Genomic DNA, 19337 nt, shown 5'->3' with positions numbered 1-19337 from the left:
CGTCAGGCAGCCGGCCGGGCCCGGCACCTCAGCGCCGCTCCAGGCCGCCCTCCAGCAGGCGCATCAGCGCGTACAGGGCCACCGCGAGCAACGAGAGCATCAGGAGGGTGGAGAACATCCCGAGCGTGTCCGAGCCGTTGCGCTGGACGGCCAGCAGCTGACCGAGGCCCTCGCCGCCCATCACGAACTCGCCGACCACCGCACCGGTCACCGACAGCGTCACGCCGGTCCGGATCCCGGCGAGCACGCTCGGGAGAGCCAGCGGAAACTCGATGTGCCGCATCATTCCCCATCGGCCGACCCCGTCGACCCGCGCCGCGGCCAGGACCTCCTGGTCCAGGCCGCGGATGCCCAGCACCGTGTTGACCAGGATGGGGAAGAACACCATCAGCGCGCACAGCACGACCACCGGCCACGTGCCGTACCCGAGCCACAGCGCGAGGAGCGGCGCGAGCGCCACCGCCGGCACGGCCTGGGTCGCCGCGAGGTAGGGCTGCAACGCGCGGGCGGCGAGGCGGCTGCGGGCCAGCAGGTAGCCGAGCGGCAGCGCGACCGCCGTCCCCAGTCCGACGCCGGCCAGGCTCTCGTACAGGGTCGTCCCGGTCGCGTCCAGCAGCGTGTCGCGGCCGAGCTCCGCCACGAACTCCCGCGCCAGGTCGGCCGGGTGGGGGAGGAAGAACGGCGACACGGCGCCTCCGTCGACCGCCGCCGCCCAGAGTCCCAGCAGTAGCACGCCGGGCACGAGCGGGACCAGTAGCGTCCCGAGTACGCCCCGGAGGGCCCCTGCCTGCGTGTTGGGCCCCGTCCGTCGCACCGCTGATCTCCTCGCTCCTCGTACCGGGACACTCCGCTGTGCCGTGTCCGGCGACCGGCGGCGATCCTGTCACAACCGCGGCGACCGGCCCGGTGCGACCCAAAGCACTTCCGCATCCTGAGACGGATGTGTCATGATCCCTCCGAGTGTTCGCGCGCTCCGGGGTCGGTGTAATTCCGAACCGGCGGTGATAGTCCGCGACCCAGCCGACGCCATCGGCTGGTTGACCTGGTGAAACTCCAGGACCGACGGTGAAAGTCCGGATGAAAGGTAGTGCGCGGCGACACGATGTCCGGCCTGTCGGGGTTAGCTCCCCGCGGTGCGGACCTGGTGCTCGCTTTCCCCGGAACGGCGTCTGTGCACGGGGGCGAGCTGCCACTCGCCATCCCTCCCCGCGCACCCGGCGCCGTCCATTGCGGAAGTCCGTGTGCGTCAGCACGCGTCCTTCCTGATGGCCGCGTTCTCTCGTCGATCAGCGAACCCTGCGGACCCCACCGGTCCCGGGTTCCCCGACCAAGGAGAGAGCAGATGGCAACCACACTTTCCACCCCTACCGACCGCCTGCAGCGTGCGGAGCTGGCGATCGAGGCCTTTCGCCGCGGCGCCTTCGTGGTCGTCTTCGACGACGAGTCCCGCGAGAACGAGGGCGACCTCATGGTGGCCGCCGAGTACACCGACGAGGCCGCGATGAGGTACGTGCTGGACCACACCTCCGGTGTGGTCTGCGCGGCGGTGCCGTACGAGCGGTGCGAGGAGCTCGGCCTGCCGCAGATGACGGCCGACAACTCCGGCCTGCACGGCACGGCCTTCACCGTCTCGGTGGACCTGATCGCCGGTGGCACCACCGGCATCCCGGTCGACGAACGCGCCCGTACCGTGCAGGCCCTGGCCGACCCGGCCACCGGGCCGGCCGACTTCGCCAGGCCCGGCCACGTCTTCCCGGTGCGGGCGGCCCGCGGCGGCGTACTGGAACGGGACGGCCACACCGAGGCCGCGGTGGACCTGTCCCGCCTGGCCGGGCTGTCCGGCGTGACCACCATGTGCGAGGTGGTCCGACCGGACTGGAGCATGGCCCGCCTCGACGACCTGCGGGACCTCGCCGAACGGGACGGGCTGGTACTGATCTCGGTGGGCGACCTGCTGGCCTACCGGCTGGCCACCGAGTCGACCGCCCTCACGCCCTGACGCCCTGACGCCCCGCTGTCCTGACGCACTGTGCCGTCCTGACGCCCCGCAGCGCTGACGCACTGCCGTCCTGACGCACTGCCGTCCGATCGAACGAGGAAAACGATCCCCGTGAACAGTTCCCACCGGTCCGGAAGAGTCCGGCGGCTCACCGGCCTCACCGCACTCGCCGTGCTCGCCTCGTCGGCCCTCACCGGCTGCGGCGGCGCGACGGCGGGCTCCGCCGACCGCGCCGAGGGCCACGCGCTGACCATCGGCCTGACCTACGTGCCCAACATCCAGTTCGCGCCCTTCTACGCCGCCCAGTCCCTCGGCTACTACAAGGACGCCGGACTGACGGTGAACCTGCGCCACCACAGCTTCACCGACGCGCAGTTCGGCGCACTGGCGGCCGGCCAGGAGGACGTGGTCTTCGCCGGCGGCGACGAGATGCTCCAGGCCCGGTCCCAGTCGGTTCCGATCGTGGACATCGCCACCCTGTACAACCGGTACCCGGCGGCAGTCATGGTGCGCGCCGACTCGCCGGTGAAGGAGCCCGCAGACCTCAAGGGCCGCACGGTCGGCACCCCCGGCCCGTACGGCGAGACGTACTTCGCCCTGCTCGCCGTGCTGGAGAGCGCCGGCCTGTCCGCCTCGGACGTCCAGGTGCAGAACATCGGCTTCACGCAGCAGGCGGCGCTGGTCGGCAACAAGGTCGACGCGGTCACCGGCTATCTCAACAACGACGCCGTCCAGTTCGCGCAGTCGGGCACCGCCGTCCGGACGATCCAGCCGGCCGGCTCCGCGAGTTCCCTGCCCCTGGTCGCGGCCGGCCTCGGCGCCTCCCGGACCGTGCTGACGAACAGGAGCGCCGATCTCAAGGCGTTCGTCGCCGCGACCCTCAAGGGCGTCCAGTACACCGTGGACCACCCCGACCAGGCGGTGGACCTCAGCAAGAAGTTCATCCCCGGCCTGGACGACGCCAAGAAGCAGGCGGACGCCCTGGCGGTGCTCAAGGAGACCGTCCCGCTCCTGCAGTCCTCGGGTACGAAGCCCGGCTACAACGACCCGGCCGTCTGGGACCGCATGGAGGAGTTCATGCGGACCCACGGGCTGCTCACCAAGCCGGTCACGGCGCAGGAGGCGTTCGACAACTCCCTCCTCCCGTAGCGCCGGCGGACCGGTCCGCCGCCACCGCGCACGTCGGCCGAAACCCACCGGCCGACCGGCCGAACTCTTCCGGCCGGTCGGTGGGTTTCGGAAGGCGGGCCCTGGCATGGACGCTGGTCTTCGTGCCGTCCATCCCCTGAACCCGGCACGAACCCGAACACGCGCCGATTGCGACAGCCGGGCCGGCCGCGGCCCGGACCTCCGGCACGCATTCATCCGACAGGCAAGGAGTGGCCCCTGGACGACGGGCCCGTCGACGCGCCGCGCACGACGGCTCCGCCCACAGCCGAGTAGCCACCTTTTTGTGCGTACTGGGCAGCGGCATGCGGCACGACGAGACTGGTACCCAGAAGGACGAAGGGAGATGACAGCAGGTCAGGAGACCGACGGCTCGACCTGTCGGGCCTGTCCGGCGCGCCAGGCCGGCTCGGCCAGTCCGGCCTGCTCGGCCTGCTCGGCCACCATGCGGTCGAGGCGCTCGTGGCCCAGGTCGGAGACCGGGCCGAGGGCGTCGGAGAGCCGGCGGCCGAAGTCGGTCAGGGAGTAGACCGTCTTCAGCGGAAGGACGTCGTGCACCTCGCGGTGCACCAGGCCATCGGACTCCATCTCGCGCAGGGCCTGGGTGAGGACCTTCTCACTGAGGCCGGGCAGCCGTCGGCGGATTTCGGCGGGTCGCTGCGGGCCGGCCTCCAGCAGCCAGAGCAGGGACGTCTTCCACTTGCCGTCGATCACGGCAATCGCGGCGGTCACCCCGCACACGTTCGGGTTCACTGCCTGACTGCGCGTCATCTCTTTCCCTCCGGGTCATCGTTGTCCACCACCATGTCTACAGGAGATGAAGTATGCCCACCAACCACACCCAGCCCACCGTCACCGTGCTCGGCCTCGGGCCGATGGGACGCGCCCTGGCCGGTGCCTTCGTGGACGCCGGCGTCCGCACGACGGTCTGGAACCGCACCCCGGGCCGGGACGCCGCGCTGGTCGCCCGGGGCGCGGTGGGCGCGGCCACGGCGGCGGAGGCCGTGGCCGCGAGCGAGCTGACGGTCATCTGCGTGGTGAACTACGACGCCTCGGACGCCGTGCTGCGCCGCGAGGAGGTCGAGGCCGCACTCAAGGGCCGGACGGTGGTCAACCTGACCGCCGACTCGCCGGACCGGGCCCGGTCCACGGCCGCGTGGGCGGCGGAGCACGGCGTCGAGTACCTGGACGGCGCCATCATGACGCCGGCCCCGAGCATCGGCACGCCGGAGGCGGTCTTCATCCACAGCGGGCCGGCCGACCTCTACGAGCGGCACGCGCCGGTGCTGGCGGCGCTCGGCGGCACCCACACCCACCTCGGCGAGGAGATCGGCCGGGCGGCCGGCTTCGACATCGCGCTGCTGGACATCTTCTGGACGGCGATGGCCGGGTACGTGCACGCGCTGGCGCTGGCCAGGGCGGAGGGGATCAGCGGGCGGGAGCTGGCGCCGTTCGCCCAGGGGATCGGTGCGATCCTGCCCCCGCTGTTCGCGGAGTTCGCCGAGGACTTCGACAGCGGCAGCTACTCGGGCGCGATCAACCCGCTCACCTCGGGGGTCTCCACCATGGCCCACGTCGTGCACACCGCGGAGTCCCACGGCATCGAGTCCGGGGTGATGCGCGCGACCGAGGGCCTGGTCCGCCGGGCCATCGCCCTCGGCCACGGCGAGGACGGGGTGAGCCGCCTCGCCGAGGTCCTGGGCCGGCGCTGAACCCCGCCACCCCCAATCCAATATCCGGGTAACCTTTGTGACCCTCCATCACGTCCTATCAGTGCAGTGACTGAACTGTCGGACGATTTGACGGAGGCACGGTGCGGACTGCTCGTGGGGTGACCTGGGTGCTGGCGGTGGGGCTCGCTTCGGCGCTCGTCCTGAGCACGGGAGGCTCCACCCCCGGGAGCAGACCCACCGCCACCGGCACCGGCGCCGCGCCCGCGAGCCCCGCACCCGTGCCCCCCGTTCCCCCGAGCACCACGCCCTCGGCCCCCGACGGGACCCCGGCTCCGCCCCGCACACCCACGCCGACCTGGGACGGCCAGGTCAGGCTGCTCGGCGACGGCTCCACCTCCGACACCGGCCCGCAGCCCAGGCAGCCCGTGCCCGAGCGGCTGAAGCCCGGGGAGAAGCCGCCGCAGTTCGTGGTCTTCTCCTGGGACGGCGCCCTGGAGGGCGACGACCACCTCTTCTCCGGCTTCCGGAAGCTGGGCGTGGAGAACAACGCCCAGATGACGTTCTTCCTCTCCGGCCTCTACCTCCTTCCCAAGTCCAAACGCACGCTCTACCACCCCCCGAAGCACGACGCGGGCGCGGCCTCGATCGACTTCGCCACCGACGCCCACATCAAGGACACCCTGGAGCAGCTCCGCCTGGCCTGGCTGGACGGCAACGAGATCGGCACCCACTTCAACGGGCACTTCTGCGGCCCGCAGCCCGGCGGGGGCGGTGACTGGTCCAACGAGGAGTGGACGTCCGAGCTCGACCAGGCGATCTCCTTCGTCACCAACTGGCGCACCAACACCGGCTACCAGGACCTCCCACCGCTCCCCTTCGACTACACCGGGGAGTTGGTGGGCGGCCGCGCCCCCTGCCTGGAGGGCCAGCAGAACCTGCTGCCCGTCGAGAAGGCCAAGGGCTTCCGCTACGACGCCAGTTCGCCCGGCGAGTTCCAGGTGTGGCCGGTGAGGAAGGAGGGCGTCTGGAACTTCCCGCTGCAGTTGCTGCCGAACCCCGGCACGTCCTCCCAGAACCTCTCGATGGACTTCAACTACCTGGCCGGCCAGTCCGGCACCACCACGAACGGCGACCCGAAGAAGTTCGACGCCTGGGAGAAGGCGACCCGGGACAGCTACCTGGCCGGCTTCGAGCGGGTCTACAACGGCAGCCGGGCCCCGATGTTCATCGGCAACCACTTCGAGACCTGGAACGGCGGCATCTACATGCAGGCGGTCGAGGACGTGATCAAGAGCGTCTGCCGGCGCGAGGAGGTCCGCTGCGCCTCGTTCCGCCAGGTCGCCGACTGGCTGGATGCCCAGGACCCGAAGGTGCTGGACCAGTTGCGCCGGCTGGACCCGGCGCAGCCGGCGGACTGGTCGCGGCTGGTGAGATGACGACCGCCGGGCGGCTGCGGGACCGCAGCCGCCCGATCCACCTAGGGTCCGTCTTCAAACTCCCGCCTGCTCGGCGACGCCCTCCGGGCGAACCACGGGAGTTTGAAGACGGACCCTAGCGCCCGCCCGCCGCCTTCACGTACGTGCTCCAGATCCGGCCGGGCAGCGTCGAGTCCAGGGTGTCCGGGCCGGCCCCGCCCAGTCCTTCGAGAGACAGCAGCTTCATGTCCCGCAGGTCGGTCCGGAAGACCGTGACCGCCGTGGCGAGTTGTCCGCTGTAGCCGACCGCCCACCCCGCCGTGCGGTCCGGGGTGGTGCCGGGTTTCGCTGCCGGATCGGGCCCCGCTTCCTCCGCCCAGCCGGCGCTGCCGCCGCGGACTGCGCCCTTGAGGGCCGCGTCGACCTCGGCGGCGACAGCCGGTGGCAGCGCCTGGACGGCGGTGGGCAGGCGCAGCGTGAGCGGCTCGCTGTTGCGGGTGACGCGCAGAACGGAGTACGGGTCGGTGCGGCTGCCGCCGGCGGCGAAGGCCGTGTAGGCGTCGGCGGTGCGGATGGCGCTGGGGGTGGAGTTGCCGACGGCGAAGCCGGGGCTGAGGTCGCCCATCACGCCGGGCAGGAGGCCGAGGGCGGCGGCGGTCTTCTGGACCCGTTCGAGGCCGATGTCCAGGCCGAGTTGCATGATCGGCCCGTTGACGGACTGCTCGACGGCTCCACGCAGGGTGACCTGGCCCCAGTCACGCCTGCCGTCGTTGGCGGTCTTGGCGATCTTTCCGTCGCGCCCCCAGTACGGGCCTTCCGGGGTCATCACGTTCACCCCGTTGTCCCCGTCGTAGGTGGTACCGGGGGTGACCGGGGTCCGGGCGGCGCCCCGCACGCGCTGCACGCCCTGGTCGAGTCCGGCGGCGTAGACCAGCGGGGTGAAGGCCGAACCGAGCGGGACCGTCGAGGTGTTGGCGTTGTTGAAGCCCTGCTTGAGGTAGTCGGGTCCGCCGTAGAGGGCGAGGATCCGCCCGTCGGGGGCGACGGAGGCGGCGCCGACCTTGAGGAACCTGTCGGCGTCCCGGGCCCCGGGGTCGATGTCCTTCGTGGCGTCCTGGACGGCGGCGGCGAGGGCGGTGACCCTGGGCTTCTCGAAGGTGGTGTGGATCTGGTGGCCGCCGAGGTCGAACTCGGCGGGGGTGATGTCGGTGTGGCTCTCCAGGTAGGACTTGGCTATGTCGACCAGGTAGCCGACCTGGCCGCTGAGGCCGGCGGACTTCGGCTGCGGCCCGGGTTCGGGGAAGACGGTGTACCGGGCACGGTCGGCGCGGGAGAGCTTTCCGGTGGCGACCATCCGGTCCAGGATCCAGGACCACCGCTCCTCGGCCCGTTCGTGGTTGGCCGCGCTCAGTGCCGGGTCGTACCGCCCGGCGCCCTTGAGCAGGGCGGCGAGGAAGGCGCCCTCGCTGACGTCGAGTTGGGAGACGTCCTTGCCGTAGTAGGCCGCGGCGGCGCGCTGGATGCCGTAGCTGCCGCGGCCGAACCAGCTGCTGTTGAGGTAGCCCGCGAGGATGTCGTCCTTGCTCATCCGGTCGTCGAGCTTGACGGCGATGACGGCCTCGCTGAGCTTGCGGGAGAAGTCCTGGCGCTGGTTGAGGTAGATGTTCTTGACGTACTGCTGGGTGATGGTGGAGCCGCCCTGGGTCTCGCCGCCGGAGACCAGCTGCCACAGCGCGCGGCCGATGCCCTTGGCGGAGATCCCGGGGTCCGAGTAGAAGGTCTCGTTCTCGGCGGCGAGCACGGCCCACCGCACCGGTTCCGGGACGCCGTCGAGCGGCACCTCCTGCCGGTTGGTCTCGCCGATTCGGGCCATCTCGGTGCCGTCCGCCCAGTAGTAGACGTTGTTCTGCTGGGTGGCGAAGGCGTTGAGGTCCTCGGGCACCTGCGTGACGGTGTAGAACCAGCCCAGCCACCCGACCGGCCCGAGGACGCCCAGCGACACCACCAGGACCAGCTGCCGCCAGGAGGGAAGCCAGCGCCGGACCCCACGCCGCCCCCTGCGCGGATAGTCGACCCACCGCAGCGGCCGCCGCCACCGCCGACGCCCGGGCTTCTCGTCCTCGACTCCGCCACCTCGCTGTGCACGCACAGTCCGTTCTCCGCTTCGTTCGTGGGTACAGAACCCTTCGAACGGATAGATGCGGTGAGGGTCGGACCAGGACAGCAGGCGACCGGTGTGTTCATGGTCACACCGGGGCTCGGCTTCATCGATGCTCAACTCGATTGGATTCAGGCCACATTGGCGAAACGGGCCGGGCGGCCGGCCAGGCCCGAGGTACATCCACACTGAGCCGACTGCGTGTCAATAACATGTCAGTACACTGTCGTTGCCCCCACGGGCCGGTATTCGACGGCGCCGTGCCGGGTCGGTGTGACGACGAAGGGAGAGTCCGGTGAGCAGTCTCAACAAGGGTCTGGAACGGATCGAAGTAGGCCTGCTGTGGGATCCGAGTCCCGCCGGCTCGGCACGTCACGATCTGGACCTCGTCGCCGCGACGTACACCGTCGACGCCCCGTCCGTCGCCCCCGCCTACCTGGTCCACTTCGACAGCCGCGCTCCCGACGGCACGATCACACTCACCAGGGACAGCCCTGACGGCAAGGGCCTCGGCGTCGACGAAAGCCTGGTCCTGGAGCTCGACCGCCTGGCGCACCGCTACCTCCGGGTTGTCGTGGGCGTCGCCATCCAGCAGAACGCCGGCCGGCTGACGTTCGGGGACATAGCGAACCCCGTGGTGAAGATCCGGAACGGGCGCGACGAGTTCGCGGTCGTGGACCTCTCCGACGCCGGTGAGGCCACGGCGGCGAGGGTCGCCGAGTTCGTCAGGGACAGCTCAGGAGCCTGGGGATTCCGGCCCGGGGTCCACGGCTTCGACGCCGATCCGACGACTTTCGCAAGGATCATGGGCACCTGAAGCCTGTCGCGGAAGGCCGGGTACGGGTAGGCCGGAAGAACGGTCGACCGTTCATGCCGGCAGCCCCTTACCCGCCGGGCGCGACCAGCCCCGTCTCGTAGGCGAGGACGACGGCCTGGGCCCGGTCGCGCAGGGTCAGTTTGGCGAAGATCCGGGCGACGTGGGTCTTCACCGTCGCCTCGCTGAGCGTCAGTTCCTTGGCCAGTTCGGCGTTGGAGAGGCCCCGACCCATGAGCGTCAGCACCTCGCGCTCGCGCGGCGTCAGGGCGGCCAGGTCCCGGTGGACGGCCGGGGTCGCGGAGGGCGCGCCGGGCGCGCCGGCGCTCGGGGCGGCGGAGGAGAAGCGTTCCACCAGGCGGCGGGTGATCGAGGGTGCGAGCAGGGCGTCACCGGTGTTGACCAGGTGGACGGCGGCGGCCAGGTGCGCGGAGGTGACGTCCTTGAGCAGGAATCCGCTGGCTCCGGCGGCGAGGGCGGCGTAGACGTAGTGGTCGAGGTCGAAGGTGGTCAGCATGATCACCCGGCAGTCCGGGGACTGCGCGAGTATGCGGCGGGCGGCCTCCAGGCCGTCCATCACGGGCATGCGGATGTCCATCAGGACGACGTCGGGCCGCAGCCTGCGCGCGGCGGCCACGGCCTCGGCCCCGTCGCCGGCCTCGCCCACCACGTCGATGCCGCGCGCGGTCAGGATCAGGCGGAAGCCGGTGCGGACCAGTTCCTGGTCGTCGGCGATCACGACCCTGGGCGCGGGGTCGGTGGGCGTCGTCACGGCCGGTCCAGGGGGATCCGGGCCCGGACGCGGTAGCCGCCGCCGAGGCGGCGGCGGGCGTCCAGGTCGCCGCCGTAGACGGCGACCCGCTCCCGCAGGCCGAGCAGCCCGCGGCCCGTTCCCTCCGCCTTGCCCCGGGCCGGCGCCGGCCGGCCGCCCGACAGGACGCTCGGCCCGCTGTTCAGCACCTCGACCCGCAGGTGGTTGTCCGCGTATCGCACCGTCACCTCGGCTTTCGCTCCGTCCCCGTGTTTGAGGGCATTGGTCAGGGCCTCCTGAATGATCCGATAGGCGGTGACGTCGACCCCGGTCGGCAGCGGGCGCGGCTCGCCCGAGATGCGCATCTCGACGGGCAGGCCGGCGAAGGCGATCCGGTCGATCAGCGGGCTGAGCCGGCTCAGGCTCGGCTGCGGAGACAGGTCGACGTCGTAGGGTTCGTCGTCGCCGTTCTGCGCGGGTGCGAGCAGGCCGAGCAGGTGCCGCAGCTCGGTCATCGTGGTGCGGCCGGCGGTCTCGACGGCGCTCATCGCCGCCGCGGCCTCCGCGGGCATCGTGGCCAGCACCTCGCGAGCGGCCCCGGCCTGGACCACCATGAGGCTCACGTTGTGGCTGACGATGTCGTGGAGCTCGGCGGCGATCCGGGCCCGCTCGGCGTCGACCGCCGTCCGCGTCGCGCTCTCGCGCTCCCGCTCCAGCAGCCAGCCGCGCTCCTCGATGGCCGTCCGGTACAGCCGGCGCGCCCGTGCCGCCGCCACGCCGAGCCACCCGGCGGCGCCGACTGCCGCCACCAGGGCGATGACCAACCAGATCGTCCAGGATTCCCACACGTGATCATCTTCGCAGCCGGACGGGACGCCCCGCACCATCCCCGGGATGCAGCCCCGTACATCCCCGGGATGACCTGCCCGGACGGATACATCCGGTGGGTGACGCCCCGTCCACCGGCGTCGCCATAGGTTTCGAGCCATGACGACTGATCATGGAAACGGCCGGCCCGTGGTGGTGCGGTTGGACGACGTGCACAAGGAGTACGGCGACGCGAAGGCCCTGGACGGCCTGTCGCTGGAGATCAGGGCGGGGGACGCGGTGGCCGTGATGGGCCCCTCCGGCTGCGGGAAGTCCACCCTGCTCAACATGGTGGCCGGGCTGGACCGGCCGACCTCCGGCACGGTCGAGGTGCAGGGCCACGACCTCGGGAGGCTGAACGAGACCGGCCTGGCGCTGTTCCGGCGGCGCAACGTCGGCATGATCTTCCAGTTCTTCAACCTCATCGACGATCTGCCCGTGCTGGACAACGTGGCGCTGGCCGCGCAGCTCACCGGCACCCCGGCCCGGCCGGCCCGCCGCCGCGCCCTGGAGCTCCTCGACGAACTCGGTGTCGCCGAACGCCGGAACAACTATCCGGCGACCCTGAGCGGCGGCGAGCGGCAACGGGTGGCCGTGGCGAGGGCCCTGATGAACCGTCCCGCACTGCTGCTCGCCGACGAACCGACCGGCGCCCTCGACAGCCGGTCGGGCGAGCAGGTGATGGACCTGCTGATCGACCTGAACCAGATCGGCCAGACCCTGTTGATCGTCACCCACGACCCGCAGCTGGCCACCCGCTGCGCAAGCCGGCTGATCGAAGTGGCCGACGGCCGGGTCGGTCGCGAGAGCGTGCTGGAGCCGACCGCGTGAGCGCCGTGTGGAGGGCCTCGCGCGCGGCCGTGAAGCGCCGCCGGCTCCAGACCTTCGTCATCGGGCTCGTCGTGTTCTGCTCGACCACGACCGTCCTGCTCGCGCTGGCCCTGCTCGGCGTCGCGTCGAGCCCCTTCGACAAGGCCTTCGCCGAGCAGCGCGGCGCCCATACGGTGGCGACCTTCGACACCACGAAGGCCTCGCCGGAGCAGCTGGCGCGGACCGCCCGGCAACCCGGGGTGGAGGCCGCGGCCGGGCCCTTCGGGCAGGCCGTCGTCGACATCCCCAAGGACTGGCTCTGGATGGCCGGCGGCACCCTCACGGTGGTCGGCCGGGCCGATCCGGCGGGACCGGTGGACCGGATCGAGCTGCTGGAGGGCCACTGGGCCACCGCGCCCGGGGAGATCGTCGTCAACTGGTCCGTCCAGGGTTCCCCCGGAACGAAGCTGCTGGGCACCAGGCTGGAGACGCCCGGGGGGCCGACGCTGACCGTGGTCGGCTTCGCCACCAGCATGAGCAAGTCGGCGAGCGCCTGGGTCACCCCCGAGCAGATGGCCGCACTGCACCCGTCCGCGGCTCAGATGCTCTACCGCTTCACGGAGTCCTCGACGCAGGCCCGGCTGAACGCCGGGCTGGCCGCGGCCACCGCGGGGCTGCCCGCGGAGTCGCTGACCGGCGCGCAGACCTGGCTCGACCTCAAGCAGGCCTTCTCGGCACTGGTCGACTCCTACCTCCCCTTCATGACGCTCTTCGGCATCCTCGGTGTGCTGGTCTCCACCCTGATCGTCGGCAACGTGGTCAGCGGCGCGGTCGTCTCCGGGTACCGCCACATCGGGGTACTCAAGGCCCTGGGCTTCACCCCGAACCAGGTCGTCGCCGTCTACCTGACGATGCTCTCCGTGCCGGCCGTGGCGGGCTGCGTGCTGGGCACACTGGCCGGCAACGCCCTGGCCGGGCCGATCCTGAAGGTCGCGTTCACCGGTATCGACGTGGGCCGGGCCTCGGTCGGCGGCGTCAGCCCCTGGGTGTCCGTGGCCTGCCTCCTGGGCATGCCCGCCCTCGTCCTGCTGGCCGCGCTGGTCCCCGCCCTGCGGGCCCACCGGCTGCCCGCCGCGCAGGCGATCAGCGCGGGCGCCGCGCCGAAGACCGGGCGCGGGCTGCGCGTCCAGCGGATCCTCGGCACCACCCGGCTGCCCCGTCCGGTCAGCCTGGGGCTGGGCCAGCCGTTCGCCCGCCCCGCCCGCACGCTGCTCACGCTGGCGGCCATCGTGCTCGGGGTCACCACGGTGACCCTGTCGACCGGACTGACCAGCACCATGGTGGCCTTCGGCAACGTCGGGAAGGAGGACGGCGGCGCCAGGATCCAGGTGCAATCCGGGGGACCGGGCAACGGCCGGCCGGCCCCCCTGCTCGACGACCGGCAGATCGAGGAACGGCTGCGCTCCCTCCCGGGCGCGGACGGGGTGCGGGCCCGCGCGCTGGCCCAGGCGGGCATGACCGGGCAGAGCCAGCCCGTCTTCGCCGACTTCTACCGCGGGGACGAATCCTCGTACGCCCACGTGATCGTCAAGGGCCGTGCGCCGGCCGCAGCGGGCGAGGCCGTGGCCGGGCCGTCGTTCCTGACCCAGCGCGGGTTGAAGGTCGGTGACCGGGTCACGTTGGAGCTGAACGGCAGGCAGGTCCAGGTGACCATCACGGGTCAGCTCATCGAGGGCAACGCCCGGGCCCTGGAGGCCTCGTGGCAGACCCTCGCCCGACTCGCACCGGAGGCCCGCGCCACCGAGTACACGGTACGGCTCGCCCCCGGAGCCAACGCGCGCGCCTACGCCGAGGCGGTCGAGGCGATCGACCCGGGGCTGAGCGCCTCGGTGCTGGACGCGGGCAACGCCGGCACCGCCACCGTCATCACCTTCTCGACGGTGTTCACGGTGCTGCTGACCCTCGTCGCCTCGCTCGGTGTCTTCAACACCGTCCTCCTGAACACCCGCGAGCGGCGCCGCGACCTGGGCATGCTCAAGTCGATCGGAATGACCCCCCGGCAGGTGGTGGCGATGACGGTGACCTCGGTCGCCGGGCTGGGCGCGGTCGGCGGGCTGCTCGGAATCCCGCTCGGGATCGTGGCGCACCGCCTCGTGGTGGACAACGTCGGGGTGGTCGACTTCCCGGAGTACATGAAGGACGTGTGGCACGCGCCGCAACTGGTCGCGATGCTCCTGGCGGGTGTGGCGATCGCCGTCCTCGGCGCCCTCGTCCCGGCCCGGTCGGCGGCCCGGACGACCATCGCCTCGGTGCTGCACACCGAGTAGCCCGCCCGTCGGCACGGCGTTCGGATCCGGCCCGGGACAGCGGCGGTGACGCGTGCGGTCCGGGCCGGTCGGGTGGGAGGGCCGACTGCGGGCGACACTGGCCGCGCTGCCACTTCCCCGGATCGGCAACGGACGGATCGTCCTGGCCGTCGACGTCAGCTCCGAACCCAACCGACTCGGCGGCCTCCTCCACGAGTACCGACATGCGACCTGATCAGGGCGGATGAGGTTTTCGGCAAGAGCAGGTATGCGCAGCCGTCGGAGGATGAAGCCTTCCGACGGCTGTTCGCGCACAGGCCAGAACCGGGGCACGGATGGACCAGCCGGCTATGACCGGCGGACGTACGGTGACGACCGGAGTCGACCTCGCCTGCCCGTATAGCCCGGTCGATGCCCCACTCGCCCCCGTAGGGCGCGCCGCGGCCCCGCCCTCCCGGCGGAGGCCTGGTGGATGTCGACGAACAGCGGCCAACCGCCCGGAGCGCTCCGGTGTGCCGTCGGTGGCGCAACGGCCCTCGGGCTCATCGGGTGGTGCGGCCCGGGACCGGAGGAGAGAGCGACATGACGGACGACCACGGCCTCCCACGGAGGTTCGCCCGCTCCGAGACCGCCCGTGCGGAGGCGTTCAGCGACGGCGTGCTGGCCATCGCCGTGACCATCCTGGTCCTCGGGCTCACGGATCCGCCCCACGAACCGGGCGGACTCGGGCGGGCCCTGCTCCGCCAGTGGCCGGTCTACCTCGGGTACCTGGCCTCCTTCAGCTATGTGGCGGTCATCTGGCTGAATCACCATCAGGCCTTCGTGCGGATACGTGCCATGGACCGCGGGCTGCACGCGGCCAATCTCCTCCTGCTCTTCACCACCGCGGCGCTCGCCTTTCCCACCGCGGTGCTGTCGGGCGCACTGCAGAACAGCGTCATCGACACCGACGCCCGCGTGGCCGTCGTGCTGTACGCCGGGATCGCGGCAGGCATGTGCGGCAGCTGGATCGTGCTCTACGGCCATCTGGGCCGGCGTCCGGAACTGCTGCACCGCGCCGTCGAACCCTCCTACGTCGCTCACGGCAGACTCCGCTCGTGGGCCGGAGTGGTGGCATATCTCCTTGCCGGTGCGGTCGGCGCGCTGACCGCACCGGTCGTCGCACTCGCCGTGTTCGTCGTACTGCCGGTCTTCTACTTCCTGACCAGCGAGGGGCTGCGGCTGCCCGGTCGCAGCCAACGGGAAGCGAATCGCCAGACGTAGGCGAGAGAACCGGCGAGCCGTCCGGCCGGTACCCGGTTGCATGTTTGGGGGCCTCCCGCGGATGAGTCGCACCGTGGGAGGCCCCCGCGTGTGCGGTGGAGGGCCGACGGACTGCGGCGGGTGGTCACCGATGCGGGCGCCCGAGCGGATGGTCCGGGCGGTTACCGCGGAAGTCCGTGTCGCCCGCCCAGGTCGGTCCGCACGGAGAGGTGGACCGTCCCTGCGGCCTCCTGGCTCCGCGGCTCCGGCGTCCGTGCTGCCTCCGCGTCACCGCGTCACCGCGCCGATTCCTCCCCGGGTAGTGCGCTGTGGTGCCAATTCCTGAGCACAGAGGGAGGATTCGGCCGATCGATCCGACCGTAGTTTCGGGGTGTGCCGAAGCCGCGAATGCGGTGAGCACCCTACCGATTGCTCCGAGAGGATCCCTCATGTTCGACATCACCAAGGTTCAGGCTGCCCCGAGCTCGGACCTCCTCACGCCCGACAACGCGGTCATGCTCTTCGTCGACCACCAGCCGCAGATGTTCTTCGGCACCGGCAGCGGTGACCGCACCGCGATCATCAACAGCACCGTGGGGCTCGCCAAGGCGGCGCGGGCCTTCGACGTGCCGGCCGTCCTGACCACGGTGGCCGCCGAGTCCTTCTCCGGGCCTCTGCTGCCTCAGCTCGCCGAGGTGTTCCCCGAGCACGAGGTCATCGACCGCACGAGCATGAACGCCTGGGAGGACGAGGCCCTCGTGGCGGCGGTCAAGGCGACCGGGCGCAAGAAGATCATCCTCGCCGGTCTGTGGACCGAGGTCTGCCTGGTGCTGCCCGCGCTCTCCGCGCTGGAGCAGGGGTACGAGGTCTACGTCGTCTCGGACGCCTCCGGTGGCGTCAGCCCGGCCGCGCACGAGCACGCGCTGCAGCGGATGCTGGCCGCCGGCGCGGTGCCGGTGACCTGGGTGCAGGTGCTCCTGGAGCTGCAGCGCGACTGGGCGCGCCAGGAGACGTACGGCGCGGTCATGGAGATCGTCAAGGCCCACGCGGGCGCGTACGGCCTGGGCGTCGTGTACGCGCACAGCGTCATCGGCGCGCACGCCGCGGGCTGACGCTCGTGGACACCGGCATTCTGATCCTTCGTCTGCTGGCGGGCCTGCTCGTCGCCGGACACGGCGTGCAGAAGATCAGCTCCCACCTGGGCGGCAAGGGACTCGAGGGCGGGACGGAGGAGTTCCGCGCCGACGGCTTCCGCGGCGGTGTCGTCACCGCCCTGGCGGCGGGCGGCGGCCAGATCGGCTCCGGTCTGCTGCTCGCCGCCGGCCTTCTGACCCCGCTCGCCGCGACCGGCGTCATCGGGGTCATGACGGTCGCGCTCACCGTGAAGTGGCACCACGGACTCTGGGTGCAGAACGACGGGTACGAGTACCCGCTCGTCCTCGTCGGCACCGCCGCCGCCCTCGCCGCCACCGGCCCCGGCGCGTGGTCCTTCGACGCGGCCCTCGGCCTCACCCCGTACCCGCTGTGGTGGGCCGCCGCCGCCCTCGTGGCCGGCCTCGGCAGCGGGCTGCTCACCCGGCTCGTCCTGCACGGCCGGGCCCCGGCGGCGGCGCGGACCGCGGCCCCCGGCGGCCGCTGAGCACGAGCCGCGACAAGACCGGGTCCGGCCGCCCTGCGACCCCCGCGCGGGCGGCCGGGCCCTCCCACCTTCCACTCCAGGAGTACCGATGGAAACCGCGACCACCGCGACCACCACCTCATCCACCACCGCACCCTCGCGCGGCGGCGGTCAGCCGCTGCTGCACCAGAAGGGTGACGAGACCCAGACGTTCGGCACGCTGAAGCAGCTGCCGATCGGCCTCGGCCACGACACCCGCATGTACGCCTGCCAGCGCCTGAACCGCGTACTCGCCGATACGCAGATCCTGTACTCCCTCTACAAGAAGCACCACTGGCTGATGCGCGGGGCGACCTTCTACTCGCTCCACCTGATGCTGGACAAGCACGCGGAGGTCCAGCTGGCCGTCGTGGACGCGCTGGCCGAGCGAATCCAGAGCCTCGGCGGTGTCGCGGTCGGAGATCCGCGCCACGTCGCGGAGCTGACGGCCATTCCGCGGCCGCCGAACGGTGTGGAGAAGGTCCCCGTCATGCTGTCGCGGCTCCTCGACGCGCACGAGCGGATCCTGATCGACGCGCGGGACGCCGCCGCCCGGATCTCGGCGGAGGGCGACGAGGGCAGCACCGACCTGCTCGTCTCCGAGGTCATCCGCCCCGGCGAGGCGCAGGTGTGGTTCCTGGCCGAACACCTCGTGGACACCCCCCTGGTGCAGAGCTGATGGAGGACACGTTCGACGTCGTCGTGGTCGGCGGCGGCGAGGTCGTCACCGAGTCCGGGCAGCAAAGCCGGTGGGGCGTCGCTCGTCGTCCCGCTCGCGACATGCCCCCGCCGTTCCTCGCCCCCTGCTCCGGCCATTGAACGAGAGATCCCCACCATGAGTCCGACCTCCCCCTCCCCCTCCGCCACCGGCGGCGCCGACGACGTACAGGGCAGCCGGCCGGACGTTCCCCCGGAACGCCGCTTCGAACCCGACCTCCGGTCGATGACCCGGATCAACCTCCGCCCCATCGCCTCCCCCATGCCGCTGGGCTTCTTCACGGTCGCGATCGCCTCCGTGATGACGGGGTGCATGCAGCTCGGGCTCTTCGACACAGAGGCCCGCGGCGCCGTCGCCCTGTGCGTGCTGCCGGCCTTCGCGCTGCAGTTCCTGGTGAGCGTCCTGGCGTTCGGCGCCCGGGACGTGATCGCGGCGACGCTGATGGGCGTCTTCGCCGGCAGTTGGCTGGCCTACGCGCTCGTCATGTTGAGCGGCTCGGCCGACGGTCTGCGCGTGCTGGGCGTCTTCAACCTCACGCTCCTGGCTTTCGGGGTGCTGATGACCGCCGTGACACGGCCCAAGCGCGCGCTGTGGCTCGTCCTGCTGGTCTCCCTGCCCCGCTGGGCGACCACCGGTCTGTCAGGTCTCACCGGCGCCGAGTGGCTCACCCGCACGTCCGGTGCCCTCGGCCTCCTGGTGGCGGTCGTCGCGATGTACACCGCCTTCGCCCTGATGCTGGAGGACATGCGCAGTGAGGAGGTCCTGCCCATCGGCCGAAGCGGGCCGGCCCGCAACGCCGTGGAGGGCGGCCTCTCGGTCCAGCTCCGCAACCTGGAACGCCAGGCCGGCGTGCGGCGAACGCTCTGACCGTCCCGCGCTCATGAACACCGCAACCGCACCGCCCTGACGACCGAACAGGAGTTCCCCCATGTCCCGATCCGCCGAACCCACCGTCGTCCTGGTCCACGGCGCCTTCGCCGACGCCTCCAGCTACGCCCGCGTCATACCGGAGCTGACCGCCGCGGGCCTGAAAGCAGTGGCTCCCGCGGTGCCCAACCGCGGCCTGGTGGAGGACGCCGCGTACATCGCCTCGGTGGTTCGCGCCGTCGACGGCCCCGTCGTCCTGGTCGGCCACTCCTACGGCGGCGCCGTGATCACCCTGGCCGGCGTGGAGGAGAACGTCGAGGCACTCGTCTACCTGGCGGGGTACGCGCTGGAGGAGGGCGAGAGCCTGGGCGAGCTGCAGGGGCGTTTCCCCGACTCCGGCCTCGCCGACGCGCTCGTCTTCACGCCGTTCCCCGTGGCCGGATCCACCGAGGCCGGCACCGACGTCTCGGTGGATGTCGAGCGGTTCCCCGCCCTCTTCGCCGCCGACGTCGACCCCGGGCTCGCCGCGGTGCTCGCCGTCTCCCAGCGCCCCCTGGCCGCGCGGGCCTTCTCGGAGGCGGCCCCGGTCGCGGCCTGGAAGAGCAAGCCGTCGTGGGGCCTGGTCGCCACCTCCGACCGGACCATCAACCCCGACGTGGAGCGCTACGGCTACGAGCGGGCCGGCATGACCACCGTCGAGGTCGACTCCTCGCACCTGGTCATGCTCGCCCGGCCCGAGGCCGTGGCCGCACTGATCCAGGACGCGGCCCGGTCCGTCACCCGCTGACCCGCCCGCGACGCCGGTGCGTGTGCCCGCGCCTAGCCCACCCCCCGGTGCGGGCTCGGCACGGGCACACAAGCCTCTGACCTCGAACGATTGGTTGATTATGTTC

19 protein-coding genes and 1 riboswitch are annotated in these 19337 nt (G+C 71.7%); of the genes, 14 read left to right on the top strand and 5 right to left on the bottom strand.

The window, feature by feature from the left end; all coding sequences use genetic code 11:
* Positions 1-28 precede the first annotated feature (28 nt).
* Positions 29-733: an ABC transporter permease gene (locus ACFVVX_RS27060; RefSeq protein WP_387949220.1), complete on the bottom strand. Its 705-nt coding sequence runs from the start codon at positions 731-733 to the stop codon at positions 29-31.
* A 231-nt stretch (positions 734-964) separates the two neighbouring features.
* Positions 965-1095: riboswitch (FMN riboswitch) on the top strand.
* A gap of 247 nt (positions 1096-1342) precedes the next feature.
* Here ACFVVX_RS27060 and ribB point away from each other — a divergent pair.
* Complete coding sequence (gene ribB, locus ACFVVX_RS27055) at positions 1343-1999, top strand: 3,4-dihydroxy-2-butanone-4-phosphate synthase (RefSeq protein ID WP_387949219.1); 657 nt, start codon at positions 1343-1345, stop codon at positions 1997-1999.
* Between the two features lie 111 nt (positions 2000-2110).
* The gene (locus ACFVVX_RS27050; RefSeq protein WP_387949218.1) at positions 2111-3148 is read left to right on the top strand and encodes an ABC transporter substrate-binding protein; all 1038 of its coding nucleotides are present in this window, start codon (positions 2111-2113) and stop codon (positions 3146-3148) included.
* 375 nt (positions 3149-3523) lie between these two features.
* Here the strand turns inward: ACFVVX_RS27050 and ACFVVX_RS27045 are convergent, their stop codons facing one another.
* Positions 3524-3937, bottom strand: a complete 414-nt coding sequence (locus tag ACFVVX_RS27045; RefSeq protein WP_387949217.1) for a winged helix-turn-helix transcriptional regulator — start codon at positions 3935-3937, stop codon at positions 3524-3526.
* 53 nt (positions 3938-3990) lie between these two features.
* On the opposite strand from ACFVVX_RS27045, the gene ACFVVX_RS27040 reads away from it, so the two are divergent.
* The gene (locus tag ACFVVX_RS27040) at positions 3991-4878 is read left to right on the top strand and encodes an NAD(P)-dependent oxidoreductase (protein ID WP_387949216.1); all 888 of its coding nucleotides are present in this window, start codon (positions 3991-3993) and stop codon (positions 4876-4878) included.
* Between the two features lie 101 nt (positions 4879-4979).
* On the top strand, positions 4980-6275 hold the full coding sequence (locus ACFVVX_RS27035; RefSeq protein WP_387949215.1) for a hypothetical protein: 1296 nt from the start codon (positions 4980-4982) through the stop codon (positions 6273-6275).
* A gap of 115 nt (positions 6276-6390) precedes the next feature.
* Here ACFVVX_RS27035 and ACFVVX_RS27030 read toward each other — a convergent pair whose 3' ends face one another.
* Positions 6391-8403 (bottom strand): transglycosylase domain-containing protein, encoded by a 2013-nt coding sequence (locus ACFVVX_RS27030; RefSeq protein ID WP_387949214.1) that lies wholly within the window; start codon positions 8401-8403, stop codon positions 6391-6393.
* Positions 8404-8707: 304 nt separating this feature from the next.
* Here ACFVVX_RS27030 and ACFVVX_RS27025 point away from each other — a divergent pair, with 304 nt between their 5' ends.
* Positions 8708-9229: a TerD family protein gene (locus tag ACFVVX_RS27025; protein WP_387949213.1), complete on the top strand. Its 522-nt coding sequence runs from the start codon at positions 8708-8710 to the stop codon at positions 9227-9229.
* Positions 9230-9296: 67 nt separating this feature from the next.
* On the opposite strand, the gene ACFVVX_RS27020 is transcribed toward ACFVVX_RS27025, so the two are convergent.
* Positions 9297-9998: a response regulator gene (locus tag ACFVVX_RS27020; protein ID WP_387949212.1), complete on the bottom strand. Its 702-nt coding sequence runs from the start codon at positions 9996-9998 to the stop codon at positions 9297-9299.
* Positions 9995-10825, bottom strand: coding sequence for a sensor histidine kinase (locus ACFVVX_RS27015; RefSeq protein WP_387949211.1), 831 nt, complete (start codon positions 10823-10825; stop codon positions 9995-9997). Before ACFVVX_RS27015 ends, ACFVVX_RS27020 begins: the two co-directional genes overlap by 4 nt.
* 139 nt (positions 10826-10964) lie before the next feature.
* Between ACFVVX_RS27015 and ACFVVX_RS27010 the strand changes: the two genes are divergently transcribed.
* The 9 genes from ACFVVX_RS27010 to ACFVVX_RS26970 all read left to right on the top strand — a co-directional run bounded on the left by ACFVVX_RS27010 (position 10965) and on the right by ACFVVX_RS26970 (position 19231).
* The gene (locus ACFVVX_RS27010) at positions 10965-11675 is read left to right on the top strand and encodes an ABC transporter ATP-binding protein (RefSeq protein ID WP_387949210.1); all 711 of its coding nucleotides are present in this window, start codon (positions 10965-10967) and stop codon (positions 11673-11675) included.
* Positions 11672-13981, top strand: coding sequence for an FtsX-like permease family protein (locus tag ACFVVX_RS27005; RefSeq protein ID WP_387949209.1), 2310 nt, complete (start codon positions 11672-11674; stop codon positions 13979-13981). Before ACFVVX_RS27010 ends, ACFVVX_RS27005 begins: the two co-directional genes overlap by 4 nt.
* Positions 13982-14542: 561 nt before the next feature.
* Positions 14543-15223 carry a TMEM175 family protein gene (locus ACFVVX_RS27000; RefSeq protein WP_387949208.1) on the top strand — a complete coding sequence of 227 codons (681 nt, stop codon included), beginning with the start codon at positions 14543-14545 and terminating at the stop codon, positions 15221-15223.
* A 428-nt stretch (positions 15224-15651) separates the two neighbouring features.
* Positions 15652-16314, top strand: coding sequence for a hydrolase (locus ACFVVX_RS26995; protein WP_387949207.1), 663 nt, complete (start codon positions 15652-15654; stop codon positions 16312-16314).
* A gap of 5 nt (positions 16315-16319) precedes the next feature.
* Entirely contained in the window at positions 16320-16841 is a 522-nt protein-coding gene (locus ACFVVX_RS26990; protein WP_387949206.1) for a DoxX family membrane protein, read from the top strand.
* Between the two features lie 88 nt (positions 16842-16929).
* Positions 16930-17538 (top strand): Dps family protein, encoded by a 609-nt coding sequence (locus ACFVVX_RS26985; protein WP_387949205.1) that lies wholly within the window; start codon positions 16930-16932, stop codon positions 17536-17538.
* On the top strand, positions 17538-17678 hold the full coding sequence (locus tag ACFVVX_RS26980) for a hypothetical protein (RefSeq protein WP_387949204.1): 141 nt from the start codon (positions 17538-17540) through the stop codon (positions 17676-17678). Before ACFVVX_RS26985 ends, ACFVVX_RS26980 begins: the two co-directional genes overlap by 1 nt.
* Positions 17679-17694: 16 nt before the next feature.
* Positions 17695-18444, top strand: coding sequence for an acetate uptake transporter family protein (locus ACFVVX_RS26975; protein ID WP_387949203.1), 750 nt, complete (start codon positions 17695-17697; stop codon positions 18442-18444).
* Between the two features lie 61 nt (positions 18445-18505).
* The gene (locus ACFVVX_RS26970; protein WP_387949202.1) at positions 18506-19231 is read left to right on the top strand and encodes an alpha/beta fold hydrolase; all 726 of its coding nucleotides are present in this window, start codon (positions 18506-18508) and stop codon (positions 19229-19231) included.
* The last annotated feature ends 106 nt before the right edge of the window (positions 19232-19337 follow it).

The sequence above is a fragment of the Kitasatospora sp. NPDC058170 genome (genome assembly GCF_042883905.1).
GTDB lineage: Bacteria > Actinomycetota > Actinomycetes > Streptomycetales > Streptomycetaceae > Kitasatospora.
The sequence above is the reverse complement of the archived record's forward strand: the minus strand, read 5'-3'. Positions and strand labels throughout refer to the sequence as shown.

Excerpts from the sequence above, each read along its gene's own strand:
- ACFVVX_RS26980 (WP_387949204.1), top strand. The coding sequence starts at position 17,538 with ATGGAGGACACGTTCGACGTCGTCGTGGTCGGCGGCGGCGAGGTCGTC.
- ACFVVX_RS27040 (WP_387949216.1), top strand. The coding sequence starts at position 3,991 with ATGCCCACCAACCACACCCAGCCCACCGTCACCGTGCTCGGCCTCGGG.
- ACFVVX_RS27000 (WP_387949208.1), top strand. The coding sequence starts at position 14,543 with ATGACGGACGACCACGGCCTCCCACGGAGGTTCGCCCGCTCCGAGACC.
- ACFVVX_RS26975 (WP_387949203.1), top strand. The coding sequence starts at position 17,695 with ATGAGTCCGACCTCCCCCTCCCCCTCCGCCACCGGCGGCGCCGACGAC.
- ACFVVX_RS26995 (WP_387949207.1), top strand. The coding sequence starts at position 15,652 with ATGTTCGACATCACCAAGGTTCAGGCTGCCCCGAGCTCGGACCTCCTC.
- ACFVVX_RS26985 (WP_387949205.1), top strand. The coding sequence starts at position 16,930 with ATGGAAACCGCGACCACCGCGACCACCACCTCATCCACCACCGCACCC.
- ACFVVX_RS26970 (WP_387949202.1), top strand. The coding sequence starts at position 18,506 with ATGTCCCGATCCGCCGAACCCACCGTCGTCCTGGTCCACGGCGCCTTC.
- ribB (WP_387949219.1), top strand. The coding sequence starts at position 1,343 with ATGGCAACCACACTTTCCACCCCTACCGACCGCCTGCAGCGTGCGGAG.
- ACFVVX_RS27045 (WP_387949217.1), bottom strand. The coding sequence starts at position 3,937 with ATGACGCGCAGTCAGGCAGTGAACCCGAACGTGTGCGGGGTGACCGCC.
- ACFVVX_RS27010 (WP_387949210.1), top strand. The coding sequence starts at position 10,965 with ATGACGACTGATCATGGAAACGGCCGGCCCGTGGTGGTGCGGTTGGAC.